The organism is Janthinobacterium sp. FT14W, from assembly GCF_009208755.1.
Lineage (GTDB): Bacteria > Pseudomonadota > Gammaproteobacteria > Burkholderiales > Burkholderiaceae_D > Janthinobacterium > Janthinobacterium violaceinigrum.
The window spans coordinates 19,287-34,676 of the sequence record NZ_WFLL01000024.1 but is presented as its reverse complement, the minus strand read 5'-3'; the positions used below and the strand labels follow the sequence as shown (position 1 = coordinate 34,676).

Sequence of the window (15,390 nt, the reverse complement as noted above, 5' to 3'; positions counted from 1 at the left end):
AATTTAAATCAATGAGTGCAGGCTTCAATCGTAAAGCCACTCGCGGCGCTTAGCTGCGCGTGGCTTTTTTACTGTTAAAACTGCATTTGTTACAGTCATGCGGGTGTGTTTTGCGAAATAGACTTCATGTTTGTTTCACAGAATTATTTATTCTCGCCGGTCTTGTGTTTTGGCAGCGAGCGCCAACATCGTAAACACGCTTTCTATAAGGTACGCCATGACAACTTCCAAATTAACTGAGCAAACTCAACTGCCGTTATTGCCGTTGCGGGATGTCGTCGTTTTCCCGCATATGGTGATACCGCTGTTCGTTGGCCGTCCAAAGTCGATCAAGGCGCTGGAAGCTGCGATGGAGCAGGGCAAGAGCATCATGCTTGCCGCTCAAAAAGCAGCCGCGAAGGACGAACCTTCGCCTTCGGATATCTATGAAATTGGCTGCGTCGCCAATATTCTGCAAATGCTGAAGCTGCCCGATGGCACCGTCAAGGTGCTGGTCGAAGGCGCGCAGCGTGCCCGCATCAACCACATCAGCGATGCGCCGACGCACTTCATCGCCGACCTGACGCCGCTCGAGTCCGAGCCGGGCGACGAGTCGGAAGTCGAAGCCATGCGCCGCGCGATCGTGCAGCAGTTCGACCAGTACGTCAAACTGAACAAAAAGATTCCACCGGAAATCCTGGCATCGCTGTCGGGCATCGACGATGCCGGCCGCCTGGCCGACACGGTGGCCGCGCACCTGCCGCTCAAACTTGAGCAAAAGCAGGTCATCCTGGAAATTTTCAGCGTGGCCAAGCGCCTCGAGCACCTGCTGGGCCAGCTCGAAGGCGAGCTCGACATCCTGCAGGTGGAAAAGCGCATCCGCGGCCGCGTCAAGCGCCAGATGGAAAAATCGCAGCGCGAGTACTACCTGAACGAGCAGGTCAAGGCGATCCAGAAAGAACTGGGCGAGGGCGAAGATGGTGCCGACCTCGACGAGCTGGAGAAAAAAGTCGCTTCCGCCAAGATGCCGAAGGAAGCGCTCGACAAGGCTACCAACGAGCTGAAAAAACTCAAGCTGATGTCGCCGATGTCGGCCGAAGCCACCGTCGTGCGCAACTACATCGACACCCTCGTTAATTTGCCTTGGAAAAAGAAATCCAAGGTCAATAACGACCTGTCGAATGCGGAAAAGGTGCTCGAGGGCGACCACTACGGCCTCGACAAGGTCAAGGAACGCATCCTGGAGTACCTCGCGGTGCAACAGCGCGTCGACAAGCTGAAAGCGCCTATCCTGTGCTTCGTCGGTCCTCCGGGCGTGGGCAAGACCTCGCTGGGCCAGTCCATCGCCCGCGCGACGAACCGCAAGTTCGTGCGCATGGCCCTGGGCGGCGTGCGCGACGAAGCCGAGATCCGCGGCCACCGCCGCACCTACATCGGCTCGATGCCGGGCAAGATCCTGCAATCGCTGTCGAAAGTCGGCGTGCGCAATCCTTTGTTCCTGCTCGACGAAGTCGACAAGATGGGCGCCGATTTCCGTGGCGATCCGTCGTCGGCCCTGCTGGAAGTGCTCGATCCGGAACAGAACCACACGTTCTCCGACCATTACATCGAAGTCGATTTCGACTTGTCCGACGTGATGTTCGTGGCCACGTCGAACTCGTACAACATTCCGCCAGCCTTGCTTGACCGCATGGAAGTGATCCGCCTGTCCGGTTACACGGAAGACGAAAAGACCAGCATCGCGCAGCGCTACCTGCTGCCGAAGCAGATCAAGAACAATGGCTTGAAGGAAGAGGAAATCTCCGTGGCCGAGTCGGCCCTGCGCGACATCATCCGCTATTACACGCGGGAAGCCGGTGTGCGTTCGCTCGAGCGGGAAGTGTCGAAGATCTGCCGCAAGGTGGTCAAGATGCTGCTGCTGAAGAAATCCGACAAGAAAGTCATCGTCAACTCGAAGAACCTGGACAAATTCCTTGGCGTGCGCCGCTACGATTTCGGTGTCGCAGAGAAAGAAAACCAGGTGGGGCAGGTGGTCGGTCTGGCATGGACGGAAGTGGGCGGCGATCTGCTGACCATCGAAGCCGTGTCGATGCCGGGCAAGGGCGGCGTCATCCGCACGGGTACCCTGGGCGACGTCATGAAAGAGTCGATCGAGGCAGCCCGCACGGTGGTGCGCAGCCGGGCCCAGCGCCTGGGCATCAAGGCGGACGTGTTCGAGAAGAGCGACATCCACATCCACGTGCCGGAAGGCGCGACACCGAAGGACGGCCCTTCGGCTGGCGCGGCCATGACGGTGGCCATGGTTTCGGTCTTCACGGGCATTCCCGTGCGCGCCGACGTGGCGATGACGGGCGAGATCACCTTGCGCGGCGAAGTGTTGCCGATTGGCGGCCTGAAAGAAAAGCTGCTGGCGGCCCATCGCGGCGGCATCAAGACGGTCTTGATTCCAGAGCAAAATGTGAAGGACCTGGCCGAAATTCCGGACAACGTCAAGAACAAACTGGAGATCGTGCCCGTGCGCTGGATCGACAAAGTGCTGGAAATCGCCCTCGAGCGCATGCCTGAACCGTTGGCGGAAGTCGCTGCAGTGGAGGCTGTCACGGCCGCCGCGGCGAAGCCCGACGCGGCCGGCGAGGTAGTAAAACACTAACGTTTTACCCCTGTTTTCCCCAAACAAGCGCTTTTAGAGCGCTTGTTTTATATTGAAACGTGAATTGCGCCCCCAAAGCGCTTGACACATATACAGTGTGGCTTGTTTAATACGCCTGCACATTTTTTTCGCCGGACAGCTGTGGTGCCAAAAGTGCCGCAACGATACGGTAAACGTTTTATACCTTTGTAATTGGGGATGCTAGTGAACAAGACTGAATTGATCGACCACATTGCTGAAAAAGCTGACATTTCCAAAGCCGCCGCTGCGCGCGCACTCGACGCTGTTATCGGCGGCGTGACGGAAACTTTGAAAAACAACGACAGCGTGACGCTGGTTGGTTTTGGCACTTTCTCGGTCAGCGAACGCGCTGAGCGTACCGGCCGCAATCCGCGTACCAAAGAAGCGATCACGATCGAAGCTGCAAAAGTTCCAAAATTTAAAGCTGGTAAAGCTTTGAAGGATGCTGTAAACTAACGGACTTCGGTGAGGTGACAATCACCGGAAACATTTGGCGGCGCCTCCGGGTGCCGCGATTTCAGGATCGAAGTTCCTCGAACGACGATCCTGGATGCAAGTGCAAGTAGTACTGTGTATTTTTCGGAGTGGTAGTTCAGTTGGTTAGAATGCCGGCCTGTCACGTCGGAGGTCGCGGGTTCGAGTCCCGTCCGCTCCGCCAAAAAAATACGCTCTCAAGGAGTGGTAGTTCAGTTGGTTAGAATACCGGCCTGTCACGTCGGGGGTCGCGGGTTCGAGTCCCGTCCGCTCCGCCAGAATTTGGAAACCCGCGCTGCTGAATAAGCAGCGCGGGTTTTTCTTTTATGCGCCCGATTATCTTTGCGCCCCTTCATTTGCAATTTCCCGCCTGCCGTTTTTAAATGGCCGGCGCCGGCATTTAAATCCCCTTTAAGCTTTGCCGTGTTTAATGCCCAGGCTGGCGCCCGCTCCGCCGTGCACAGCGCCCGGCGTTTTGCGGCGCAGCATGCGGTGCCGGGGCAGGGCGCGCGCCCTGATTTACTCTTGCTATAGCGCTATGGGCATTGTAGAATCAGGAGATAATGGCTTGGGCGTCAGAATCCTGCTTTAGTTCCAGCGCCAAGTTGTTGAATCTAAAGGGGAAGTGGACATCTGTCCCGTCCATTCCGCCGAAGAAATCAAGGCGAACGCATGTTCGCCTTTTTTTATAGTGATCCACTCATCCCGAATTGGCTGACCATGTTTGAATTTATTCGTACCCATCGACGCTTGATGCAGTTTCTTTTGATGCTGGTCATCGTCCCGTCTTTTGCACTGGTCGGTATCAGCGGCTACCAAAGCTTCGGCGACGGCGCGAACACCATCGCCAAGGTCGGCGACCAGGTGGTCACGCAGCAGCAATATGAAGAAGCGCAACGCCAGCAGATCGACCGCTACCGCCAGATGATGGGCGAGCAGTTCGACCAGAAAATGTTCGACACGCCGGAAGCGCGCCAGAGCATCCTCGACAACCTGATCGCCGAGCGCGCCGTGGCCGCCGAAGTGGGCCGCAGCCGCCTGGTCATCAGCGATGCCGTGCTGCAGAAGGAAGTGCTGGACATCCCCGGCTTGACCTTGCCGGACGGTAAATTCGACCTGGAACGCTACAAGGCCATGCTGGCAGCCCAAGGCATGACGCCGCAGATGTACGATGCGCGCCGCCGCAGCGACCTGGCCCTGCAGCAACTGGCTGGCGCCGTGCAAGGCACCGCCTTCGCGCCAAACACCGTATCGAAGCGCCTGTCCGACATCACCTCGGAAGAGCGTGAAGTGCAGGAACTGTTGTTGCCGATCGCCCAGTACGTGCCGGAAGTCAAAGTGACGGACGCCATGATCAAGGCTTTCTATGACAAGAACGGCAAGTTCTTTGAAATCCCGGAACAAGCGAAGATCGAATACGTCGTGCTGGACGACAGCGCTGCCGGCGAGCAAGTCGACGTCACCGACGCCGACGTGACCGGCTACTACGCGAAGAACCAGAAAGCCTACACGACGGAAGAAGCGCGCCAGGCCAGCCACATTCTGGTAGCCGTCAAGAAAGATGCATCGGCCGCCGACAAGGCAGCTGCCAAGGCCAAGGCTGAAGCCATCCTGGCTGACGTGCGCAAGGCGCCTGCCAGCTTTGCCGCCGTGGCCAAGGCCAAGTCGGAAGACCCGGCGTCCGCCGAACAGGGCGGCGACCTGGGCGTGATCGGCAAGGATGGCTTGCCAGCACCGCTGCTGAGCGCTGTCAGCAAGCTCAAGCAAGGCGAAATCAGCGATGTCGTCGCTTCCGATTTCGGCTACCACATCCTGACCGTCACCTCGCTCAAGCCGCAGCACGTGCGTGCGCTGGACGAAGTCCGCGGCGAAATCACGGCCGACCTGCGCAAGCAATTTGCTGCCAAGAAATACTCGGAAATGGCCACGGTCTTTACTGAGACCGTCTATGACCAGTCCGATAGCCTGAAGCCGGTGGCCGACAAGCTGAAGCTGAAAGTGGAAACCGTTGCCAACCTGTCGCGCACGCCGTCGCCGGCACTGGGCAAGGCGCCGTTCAACAATGCCAAGTTCCTGAGCGCCATCTTCTCGAACGATTCGCTGAAGGACAAGCGCAACACGGAAGCCGTGACCGTGGCGCCTAACGTGCTGATCGCCGGCCGCGTGGTGGAATTCAAGCCTGCCTCGAAGCGTCCGCTGGCGGAAGTCGAAGCGATGATCCGTCAGCGCGTGACCCTGGAAGAAGCGGAAAAGCTGGCCAAGAAAGCGGGCGAGACCAAGCTGGCCGCCTTGAAGGCCTCGGGCGATGCCACCGGTTTCGGCGCAGCGCAATGGGTGTCGCGCAGCAAGCTGGACGGCATCAACCGCGCCGCCATCGCGCAAGTCATGAAAGCGGACACGAGCAAGCTGCCAGCCTATGTGGGCGTGGACCTGCCAGCCCTGGGCTACGGCATCTACCGCATCGGCAAGGTGCAGCAGCCGGAGCAGGTCGATGCAGCGCGCCGCCAGCAGGAGAAAGACCAGATCGGCGGCATCCTGGCACAACAGGAAATGTTCGATTACGTCGAGTACCTGAAAGCCAAGGCCAAGGTGAAGATCGTCAAACCGCTCACCGCCCCAGCCGCCGCAGCGCCGGAAGCGCCGTAAGATGTAGTTTCCACACATAAAAATAGCCGCTCTCGAGCGGCTATTTTTTTGTCTGTGGAGTATGCCTGCCATAGGCGAAAATTCCCTCGTCGGCTCTTGTGGAATATGCGTGCCATGAAATATTCCATAGCCACCAGCGTAAAGCTGGGGTCAGACCCGTCGGGTCTGACCCCAGGTTTCTGGCTCAGGCTAAAGGTAAGGTGACGAGCTTGCCTGCTTCGCCCGAGCGAGGCGCAAGGCTGGGGGCCGTCGTTTCGCGATCGGAATACGCGGCATTGGCGCATATTCCCCGCCGGGTCTCGGCGCCCCCGTCTGTCCCCTGATGTCTGCCTCGTGGTAGCGCTAACGTCAACACCTGGCTTATTTGGCGTTCAGCAACGGCGCCAGCTGGGGCCAGATGTTTTTCAGGATGGTGGGATGCGCCTGCGCATTCGGGTGCATGCGGTCGGCCTGGAACAGCTGCGGCTGGTCGGCGATGCCTTCGAACATGAAGGGGACCAAAGGCGCCTTCCATTCCCTGGCCAGCTTGCCGTACACGCCATAAAACTGCTCGCCGTAGGCGCGGCCATAGTTGGGCGGCATGCGCATGCCCACCAGCACCACCTGTGCGCCCGTCTTTTTCACGGCGTCGCCCATGGCGCGCAGGTTCGCTTCGGCGGCCGCCACGGGCAAGCCGCGCAAACCGTCGTTGGCGCCCAGTTCGATCAGCACGACATCGGGCTGGTGCCTGGCCAGCAACGCGGGCAGGCGCGCGCGGCCGCCGCTGGTGGTCTCGCCGCTGATGCTGGCGTTGACGATGCGCGTGTCGTTCTTCTGCGCCTGCAGCCGCTGTTCCAGCAGCGCCACCCAGCCCGTGCCCCGTGCCAGCCCATACTCGGCCGACAGGCTATCGCCGAGCACCAGCAGCGTTTTTGGTGCAGAATAGGCGGTCGTCATGCCTGACACCAGGAGCAGGGCTGCCGCAGGAAGCAAGGACAGGGTGCGCCGCCGCATGCGGCTGCTGCCTTTGACACTTATTTGTTCACGAAATTTTTTAAGATAGATCAGCATGCCCGAATTCCCTAAAGCGACTTCCACCAGTTTTCTCCCGTCCGAAGCAGCGGCCCAGCGGCCCGCCGCATCCAACAGCCAAAATGCCCAGCCGGCCATCGAAGTGCTCCAGCTGGCCAAGCGCGTACCCGATGCCGATGGTGAGCTGACCATCCTGCATCAAGTCGATTTTACCGTGCAAACGGCCGAGACGCTGGCCATCGTCGGCGCTTCCGGTTCCGGCAAGTCCACTTTGCTGGGCTTGCTGGCGGGACTGGATACGCCCAGCGGGGGCAAGGTCATCCTCGACGGCACCGATATCTTCGCCCTGGACGAAGATGGCCGCGCCGGTTTTCGCAAGGAAAAGCTCGGTTTCGTGTTCCAGTCCTTCCAGCTGCTGGCCCATTTGACGGCGCTGGAAAACGTCATGCTGCCGCTGGAATTGCGCGGCGACCCGGATGCGAAAAAAAAGGCGCAAGCCATGCTGGGCAGGGTCAACCTGGGCAGCCGCCTCAAGCACTATCCGAAGTACCTGTCCGGCGGCGAGCAGCAGCGCGTGGCCCTGGCGCGCGCCTTCGTCACGGAGCCGCCCCTGCTGTTCGCCGACGAGCCGACTGGCAGCCTGGACGCGGCCACGGGCGAAGCCGTGATCCAGCTGATGTTCGAACTGAACCGCGAACGGGGTTCGACCCTGGTGCTCGTCACGCACGACAGTTCGATCGCGGCCCGCTGCGGACGGACGATTACGATTGCGGCGGGCAGGCTGGTGTGATTGCTGCTGGTGATAGCCGGACGACGCGCCGACGCGCCGAAGCGCTCATCCCACCTACTTGCCTGCCATCATTGCAGCCCTAGCTTGGATTCGCGCAGCGTAATCCAGCACCCCCACGCCATACGCTTATGCCGACAAGGCATTGATCAGCTTGCGTATCGCCGGGATCAGTTCCCCCGCCGTCAGCCCGATGGGGCCGCTGCCAGCGGCCACCAGCGCGTCGGCCGCCGCGCCGTGCAGCCACACGGCGCCGAGCGCCGCTTCCCATTCGGGCCAGCCTTGCGCCAGCAGGCTGCCGCACAGGCCCGCCAGCACGTCACCCGTGCCGGCCGTGGCCAGCGCGGGGCCGCCCGTGTTGTTGATGACGACCTGGCCATCGGGCGCGGCGATCACCGTGCCCGAACCTTTTAATACCACGATGACGCCCAGCTGCGTGGCCAGCTGGCGCGCCGCGCCCAGGCGGTCGGCCTGCACCTCGGCTACCGTCATGTCGAGCAGGCGCGCCGCCTCCAGCGGATGCGGGGTCAATATCGTCGCGCCCGCGCCCGTGCGCACGGCCAGCGCCGATTGCAGCTCCGGTTCGGCCGCCATCAGGTTCAGGGCATCGGCGTCCAGCAGCAGGGGGCTGTCGCTCTCGAACGCCCGCAGCAGCAGTTCCACCGTACCGGCCTTGTCGCCCAGGCCGGGGCCCGCCACCAGCGCGGCAAAGTGCAGGCCCGAGAAATCCACGTCCCGGGCATGCCGGCACATCAGTTCCGGCTGGCCGCTGTCGAAGGCGGGCGGCGCGTCGGGAAACGCGATATACACCCGTCCCGCACCCGCATGCAGGGCCGTGCGGGCGGCCAGGATGGGCGCGCCCGCCATGCCTTGCGCGCCGCCGATGATGGCCACGCTGCCGTAGCTGCCCTTGTGCGTATTTTGCCGGCGCGGCTGCAACTGGCGGGCAAACAGGTGCAGCCCCCCCAGCTGCGCCCTGGCCGGCGGCAGCAGGGCGGGGTCGATGGCCAGGCTTGCTACTTCCACTTCGCCCGCATAATCGCGTCCGTTTGCCGTGTGCAGGCCAGGCTTGTCGCCGATGAAGGTGAGCGTATGCGTGGCGCGGATGGCGACGCCGTCGATGGCGCCCGTGTCCGCGTGCAGGCCGCTGGGCACGTCGAGCGCCAGCACGGGGCAATCGAGATTGTTGACCAGCTGCGCCATGTCGCGGCACTCGCCGGCCAGGGGGCGCGATGCGCCGATGCCGAACAGGCCATCGATGACGAGGTGCCACTGCGCCGCGCCCGCTGCGGCCGACGCCATGGAAGTCGCCGCTTCCATGCAGCGCGCGGCGCTGTTGCGCGCACGGCTCAAGGCCTGTTCGCGTTCGGGCGACGTGGCTTGCGCCTCGGGCGCCAGCCATACCAGCACCTCGGTGCCGCTGCCGGCCAGGTGCGCTGCCGCTTCCAGCGCGTCGCCGCCATTGTCGCCGGGGCCGGCCAGCACCAGCACGCGCCGGTGGCCCGCCTCGCCGGCATCTTCCCCGGCGTGCAGCAGCTTCAGGGCGGCGCTGGCGGCAGCCTGGCCCGCGCGCTGCATCAGCAGCCCTTGCGGCAGGTCGCGCATGGCCGCCTGTTCGATGGCGCGCAGTTCGGCGATGGAATATAACGGTGTTGCAGAGTCGATCAGGGTCATGGGGCGTGTTCCGTTAGTCAGCATGCCTTCAACATAAGGCCGAAGCGGGCGAAAGGCAAGGCGCGCACGCCTGAAACGCGCCCCTGTTTGGCGGCTACAATAGCCATCTCACATAAGCGCGGGGGCAAGGCGATGGACTGGCAATTCTGGATCGACCGGGGCGGCACCTTTACGGACATCGTGGCGCGCCGTCCCGACGGCAGCCTGGCCACCTGCAAGCTGCTGTCGGAAAACCCGGGCCAGTACCGCGACGCGGCGCTGGCCGGCATGCGCCGCCTGATGGGCCTTGCGCCCGGCGCGCCCCTGCCCGTGGAGCAGGTGGGCGCCATCAAGATGGGCACGACGGTGGCCACCAATGCGCTGCTCGAACGCAAGGGCGAACCCACCGTGCTGGCCATCACGCGCGGTTTCCGCGACGCCTTGCGCATCGCCTACCAGAACCGCCCGCAGCTGTTTGCGCGCCAGATCGTCTTGCCGGAACTGCTGTATGGCGACGTGATCGAGATCGATGAACGAGTGGGCGCCCATGGCGAGGTCGTGACGCCGCTCGACGAGGCGGCCGCGCGCGCCGCGCTGGCACGCGCCTATGCACGGGGCGTGCGCGCCATCGCCATCGTGCTGATGCACGGCTACCGTCATCACGCGCACGAGGCGCGGGTGGCGCAGCTGGCGCGCGAAGCCGGCTTTGCGCAGGTGTCCGTGTCGCACGAGGTCAGCCCCATGATGAAACTGGTGGCGCGCGGCGACACCACGGTGGTCGACGCCTATCTGTCGCCCATCCTGCGCCGCTATGTCGACCAGCTGGCGATGGAGCTGCCCGGCGTGCACCTGCAGTTCATGCAGTCGAACGGCGGCTTGACGGATGCGCGCGCCTTCCAGGGCAAGGACAGCATCCTGTCGGGTCCCGCCGGCGGCATCGTCGGCATGGTGCGCGCCAGCGCGCTGGCCGGTTTCGACAAGGTCATCGGTTTCGACATGGGCGGCACCTCGACGGACGTGTCGCATTACGCGGGCGAGTTCGAGCGCGTGTTCGAGACGCAGATCGCCGGCGTGCGCATGCGCGCGCCCATGATGAGCATCCATACGGTGGCCGCGGGCGGCGGCTCCATCCTGCATTTCGACGGCGCCCGCTACAAGGTGGGGCCGGACAGCGCGGGCGCCAATCCCGGCCCCGCCAGCTACCGGCGCGGCGGCCCGCTGGCCGTCACCGACTGCAACGTCATGCTGGGCAAGCTGCAGCCCGCGTTCTTCCCCCGCGTCTTCGGCCCCGACGCCGATGAAGCGCTGGATGCGGCCACGGTGCGCGCCCAGTTCGAGGCGCTGGCGCGCACGGTCAATTCCACGCCGGAGCAGGTGGCCGAAGGCTATGTCGCCATCGCCGTGGGTAACATGGCCAACGCCATCAAGCAGATTTCCGTGCAGCGGGGCCACGATGTCACCGAGTACACCCTGACCAGCTTTGGCGGCGCGGGCGGCCAGCACGCCTGCCTGGTGGCCGATGCGCTGGGCATGCGTACGGTGTTCATCCACGGCCTGGCGGGCGTGATGTCGGCCTACGGCATGGGCCTGGCCGACCAGAGCGCCATGCGCGAACAGGCCATCGAGGCAGCAATGGGCGTGGACCTGGCGGACGAATTTGCGGCGCTGGGCGCCCTGGCGCAGGGCGACTTGCTGCGCCAGGGCGTGGCAGGGGAGCGCATCGCGCTGGTGCGGAGGGTGCACCTGCGCTACGAAGGCACGGATTCGGCCCTTGTCGTGCTGTTCGATACGGCAAGCAGCATGCAGGAGCAGTTTGAGGCGGCGTATAAAAAACGCTTTTCCTTCTTGATGCCGGCGCGCGCGCTGGTCGTCGAAGCCATTTCCGTGGAAGCCATCGGCGCCTCGAACGCGCCGCAGCCGGCAGCGCCCGCGTACGCGGCCCGCGCCGGCGCGCTGGCGCCTTTGGCAACGGTGGCAATGTACTGCGCCGGCGCGTGGCGCGACAGCGGCCTGTATGGGGCGGACAGCCTGCGTCCCGGCGATACGGTCGCCGGCCCGGCCATCGTCAGCGACGCCAACGCCACCACCGTCATCGAACCGGGCTGGCGCGCCGACGTCACGCCGCACGGCCATTTGATCCTGCGCAGGACCGTCGCCTTGCCCGGGCGTGTCGCGATCGGGACGCAGGCCGACCCCGTGATGCTGGAAATCTTCAACAAGCTGTTCATGTCGATTGCCGAGCAGATGGGCTTGCGCCTGCAAAATACGGCTCATTCCGTCAATATCAAGGAGCGGCTCGATTTCAGCTGCGCCATCTTCGACGCCGCCGGCCAGCTGATCGCCAATGCGCCCCACATGCCCGTGCACCTGGGCTCCATGGGCGAGAGCATCCGCACCGTCATGACGCGCAATGCGGGCGCCATGCGGCCGGGCGACGTGTACATGCTGAACGACCCGTATCACGGCGGCACGCATCTGCCCGACGTGACGGTGATCTCGCCCGTCTTCGATGCAGAGGGCAAGGCCATCCTGTTCTACGTGGGGTCGCGCGGCCACCATGCGGATATCGGCGGCACGACGCCTGGCTCCATGCCGCCCGATTCCACGCGCATCGAACAGGAGGGCGTGTTGATCGACAATTTCAAGCTGGTCGACGGCGCCACGGGGCTGATGCGCGAAGACGAGACCCTGGCCCTGCTGGCGGGCGCCAGCTGGCCGGCCCGCAATCCCCGGCAAAACCTGGCCGACCTGCGCGCCCAGGTGGCGGCCAACCAGAAGGGGGCCGAGGAACTGCATACCATGGTCGCGCATTTCGGTTTGCCTGTCGTGCAAGCCTATATGGGCCACGTGCAGGACAATGCCGAGGAAGCCGTGCGCAGGGTCATCACCACCCTGAAGGACGGCAGCTATGCGCTGGAGCTGGACAACGGCGCGCAGATCAAGGTGGCGATCAAGGTCGATGTGGCGCGGCGCAGCGCCACCATCGACTTCACGGGCACGTCCGCCCAGCTGCCGAACAACTTCAATGCGCCGTCCGCCGTCTGCATGGCGGCCGTGCTGTACGTGTTCCGCACCCTCGTCGACGACGAGATTCCCCTCAATGCGGGCTGCCTGAAGCCGCTCACCGTCATCATTCCGTCCGGTTCCATGCTCAACCCGCAGTACCCGGCCTCCGTCGTCTCGGGCAATGTGGAAACCTCGACCTGCATCACGAATGCCCTGTATGGCGCGCTGGGGGCCATGGCCGCTTCGCAGGGGACGATGAACAATTTCACGTTCGGCAGCGCCAGGTACCAGTACTACGAGACGATATCGGGCGGCTCGGGCGCCGGTCCCGGCTTCCACGGCACGGACGTGGTGCAGACGAACATGACCAATTCGCGCCTGACGGACCCGGAAATCCTCGAGTGGCGCTTCCCCGTGCGGCTGGACAGCTACGGCATCCGCGCCGGTTCGGGCGGGGCGGGGCGCTGGCACGGCGGCAATGGCGGCGTGCGCAAGGTGCGCTTCCTGGAAGCGATGACGGCGGCGATCCTGTCGAACAACCGCCTGATCTCGCCGTTCGGCATGGCGGGCGGCGCGCCGGGCGCGCTGGGGCGCAACTACGTGGAGCGGGCCGACGGCAGCATCGAGCACCTGGCGCATATCGGCAAGACCGACATGCTGGCTGGCGACGTGTTCGTCATCGAGACGCCGGGCGGCGGCGGCTACGGCAAGACGGAATAAGCCGTGCCGGCGCCGGCGCCGCTGAGCTGCGCGCGCACCTGGCCCACGTCGCGCATGGGCGCGCGGCCGAACTGGCGGCTGTATTCGCGGCTGAACTGCGATTCGCTGGCATAGCCGACCCGGTAGCCGGCCGTGCCCGCGTCGATTCGCTCGACCAGCATCAATCGCCGCGCCTCCTGCAGGCGCAGCAGCTTCTGGTACTGCATCGGCGTCATGGCGGTAATCGCCTTGAAGTGGTGGTGCAGCGAGGACATGCTCATGTTCGCCATGCCGGCCAGGTGCTCGATGCGCAGCGGCTGCGCGTAATGGTGCTTGATCCAGTCGATGGCCTGGCCCACCTGGTGCGACTGGCTGCTGGCCAGCGCCATGTGGCGCAGGCGCGCGCCGACGGGGCCGTTCAGCAGGCGGTAGGTCAGCTCGCGGCGGATCAAGGGCGCCAGCGCGGCGATTTCTTCCGGCTTGTCGAGCAGGCGCACGAGGCGCAGCATGGCGTCGAGCAGCTCGGGCGAGACGTCGCTGACGGATATGCCGCGCGTGGCGGGCAGGATTTTCTGCTGCGCCGCGCCAGCTGCGCCGCCGGCGCTTTCGCTGTCCAGCAGGGCCGCCACGTCGGCGATGTCGATGCCCAGCACCACGCACAGATGCGGCGCCGCCTCGCTGGCCTCCACCACGCGTACCTGCACCGGCAGGTCGACGGACGTCAGCAGATACTGCATGCGGCTGTAATGGAAGGTTTCCGTGCCCAGGGTGACTTGCTTGCCCCCTTGCGCGATCAGCGCCACGCTGGGCCTGGCCGCGTGGAACAGCGATTCCGTGGTGGAGGACTGGCGGTGAAACGTGAGATTGCCGATGGCCGTCGCGTAGTCGCCATTGCGCGGCGCATGGCGGCTGATCAGGGCGGCGATTTCATCTTGGGGAAGGATCTGTGTGGACATGGGGCGAGTATGCATCAGGCGAGGACGGGCAGGGGACGATCTTACGCAGATTTGGAGGATCGTGCAAAGGTCTTGCAGGATCGCAGTAACGCGCGCCGCGCATTTGCCCCACACTGGCTCCATCGCATGCACGGCACGCGTCCCCCTCGTTACAACCATATAGATACAGGAGTTTTCATGACCACCATCGCCAAAGGCTACGCCGCTCTGGGCCCCACCTCCGCACTGCAACCGTTCACGTTCGAGCGCCGCGCCCCGCGCGAAGACGACGTGGCCATCTCGATCAAATACTGCGGCGTGTGCCATTCCGACATCCACCAGGCCCGCGACGAATGGGGCGGCGCTGCCTTCCCGATGGTGCCCGGCCATGAAATCGCCGGCGTCGTCACGGCCGTCGGCGCCAATGTCAGCAAGTTCAAGGTGGGCGACCACGTGGGCGTGGGCTGCTTCGTCGACTCGTGCACCACCTGCAAGACGCGCAACGTCGACCTGGAGCAGTACATGCCAGGCCTGATCCAGACCTACAACGGCCTGGAAGCGGATGGCAAGACAGCCACGCAGGGCGGCTACTCGGACAGCATCGTCGTCAAGGAAGGCTATGTGCTGTCGATTCCCGACAACCTGCCGCTGGACGCCGCCGCACCGCTGCTGTGCGCCGGCATCACTTTGTACTCGCCGCTGAACCACTGGAAGGCCGGTCCCGGCAAGCAGGTCGCCATCCTGGGCATGGGTGGCCTGGGCCACATGGGCGTGAAGATCGCCCACGCCATGGGCGCCGAAGTGACGGTGCTGAGCCAGACCCTGTCGAAGCGCGAAGACGGCCTGCGCCTGGGCGCCGACCATTACTACGCCACCAACGACGCGGAAACGTTCAGCAAACTGGCAGGCACCTTCGACCTGATCATCTGCACCGTGGGCGCGTCCATCGACTGGAACCAGTACATCAACCTGCTGAAAGTCGATGGCAGCATGGTCATCGTCGGCATCCCGGACGGCGCCGTGCCGCCGATCAGCGCCTTCGGCCTGGTGGGCGCGCGCCGCAGCCTGTCCGGTTCCATGATCGGCTCGATCAAGGAAACCCAGGAAATGCTGGACTTCTGCGGCAAGCACAATATTGTGTCGGACATCGAGATCATCCGCATCCAGGATATCAATGAGGCGTTCGAGCGCGTGGTGAAAAGCGATGTCAGATATCGTTTTGTGATTGACATGGCGTCGCTGGCTGAGTAATTCGACAAGGGGTCGGACCCGTCGGGTCCGACCCCAGCTTTTCCGGTGCTGAGCCCTGAGCATCATTGGATACTCCGAGCGACGCACAAGGCTGGGGTCAGACCCATCGGGTCTGACCCCTTAATCCGACATCCCCGCCAAATCATCCCATCCCGCCAAAAATCAAGCTCCAACATCAATTTTTCTTTCCTTGCGTCAAAAACCGGCATAAAATGAAACCGTACAGTACAGTTTTACTACGTAGATTTAAAAAATCAGCCATCCCCGCGTGTTTGCCT

At 63.5% G+C, this 15,390-nt stretch carries 9 protein-coding genes and 2 tRNA genes; 8 read left to right on the top strand and 3 right to left on the bottom strand.

What is annotated here, in order from left to right; translation table 11 throughout:
- The first annotated feature begins 217 nt into the window (after positions 1-217).
- The 5 genes from lon (at position 218) to GCN74_RS16790 (ending at position 5,770) form a co-directional block, all read left to right on the top strand.
- Positions 218-2,629: an endopeptidase La gene (lon, locus tag GCN74_RS16810; RefSeq protein ID WP_152257742.1), complete on the top strand. Its 2,412-nt coding sequence runs from the start codon at positions 218-220 to the stop codon at positions 2,627-2,629.
- A gap of 204 nt (positions 2,630-2,833) precedes the next feature.
- Positions 2,834-3,106 carry an HU family DNA-binding protein gene (locus GCN74_RS16805; RefSeq protein ID WP_010398442.1) on the top strand — a complete coding sequence of 91 codons (273 nt, stop codon included), beginning with the start codon at positions 2,834-2,836 and terminating at the stop codon, positions 3,104-3,106.
- A 125-nt stretch (positions 3,107-3,231) separates the two neighbouring features.
- Positions 3,232-3,308 (top strand) — tRNA-Asp (locus tag GCN74_RS16800).
- A gap of 17 nt (positions 3,309-3,325) precedes the next feature.
- Positions 3,326-3,402 (top strand) — tRNA-Asp (locus tag GCN74_RS16795).
- 442 nt (positions 3,403-3,844) lie between these two features.
- Entirely contained in the window at positions 3,845-5,770 is a 1,926-nt protein-coding gene (locus GCN74_RS16790) for a SurA N-terminal domain-containing protein (protein WP_193317123.1), read from the top strand.
- Between the two features lie 360 nt (positions 5,771-6,130).
- Here GCN74_RS16790 and GCN74_RS16785 read toward each other — a convergent pair whose 3' ends face one another.
- The gene (locus GCN74_RS16785) at positions 6,131-6,706 is read right to left on the bottom strand and encodes an arylesterase (protein ID WP_319633466.1); all 576 of its coding nucleotides are present in this window, start codon (positions 6,704-6,706) and stop codon (positions 6,131-6,133) included.
- Between the two features lie 112 nt (positions 6,707-6,818).
- On the opposite strand from GCN74_RS16785, the gene GCN74_RS16780 reads away from it, so the two are divergent.
- Entirely contained in the window at positions 6,819-7,571 is a 753-nt protein-coding gene (locus GCN74_RS16780; protein WP_413541549.1) for an ABC transporter ATP-binding protein, read from the top strand.
- 126 nt (positions 7,572-7,697) lie between these two features.
- Here GCN74_RS16780 and GCN74_RS16775 read toward each other — a convergent pair whose 3' ends face one another.
- The gene (locus GCN74_RS16775) at positions 7,698-9,242 is read right to left on the bottom strand and encodes an NAD(P)H-hydrate dehydratase (RefSeq protein ID WP_152257739.1); all 1,545 of its coding nucleotides are present in this window, start codon (positions 9,240-9,242) and stop codon (positions 7,698-7,700) included.
- 132 nt (positions 9,243-9,374) lie between these two features.
- On the opposite strand from GCN74_RS16775, the gene GCN74_RS16770 reads away from it, so the two are divergent.
- Positions 9,375-12,947, top strand: a complete 3,573-nt coding sequence (locus tag GCN74_RS16770) for a hydantoinase B/oxoprolinase family protein (protein ID WP_152257738.1) — start codon at positions 9,375-9,377, stop codon at positions 12,945-12,947.
- Here GCN74_RS16770 and GCN74_RS16765 read toward each other — a convergent pair.
- Complete coding sequence (locus tag GCN74_RS16765) at positions 12,929-13,882, bottom strand: AraC family transcriptional regulator (RefSeq protein ID WP_152257737.1); 954 nt, start codon at positions 13,880-13,882, stop codon at positions 12,929-12,931. The two genes, GCN74_RS16770 and GCN74_RS16765, sit on opposite strands and share 19 nt — an antisense overlap.
- Before the next feature lie 177 nt (positions 13,883-14,059).
- On the opposite strand from GCN74_RS16765, the gene GCN74_RS16760 reads away from it, so the two are divergent.
- Positions 14,060-15,112 (top strand): NAD(P)-dependent alcohol dehydrogenase, encoded by a 1,053-nt coding sequence (locus GCN74_RS16760; RefSeq protein ID WP_152257736.1) that lies wholly within the window; start codon positions 14,060-14,062, stop codon positions 15,110-15,112.
- The last annotated feature ends 278 nt before the right edge of the window (positions 15,113-15,390 follow it).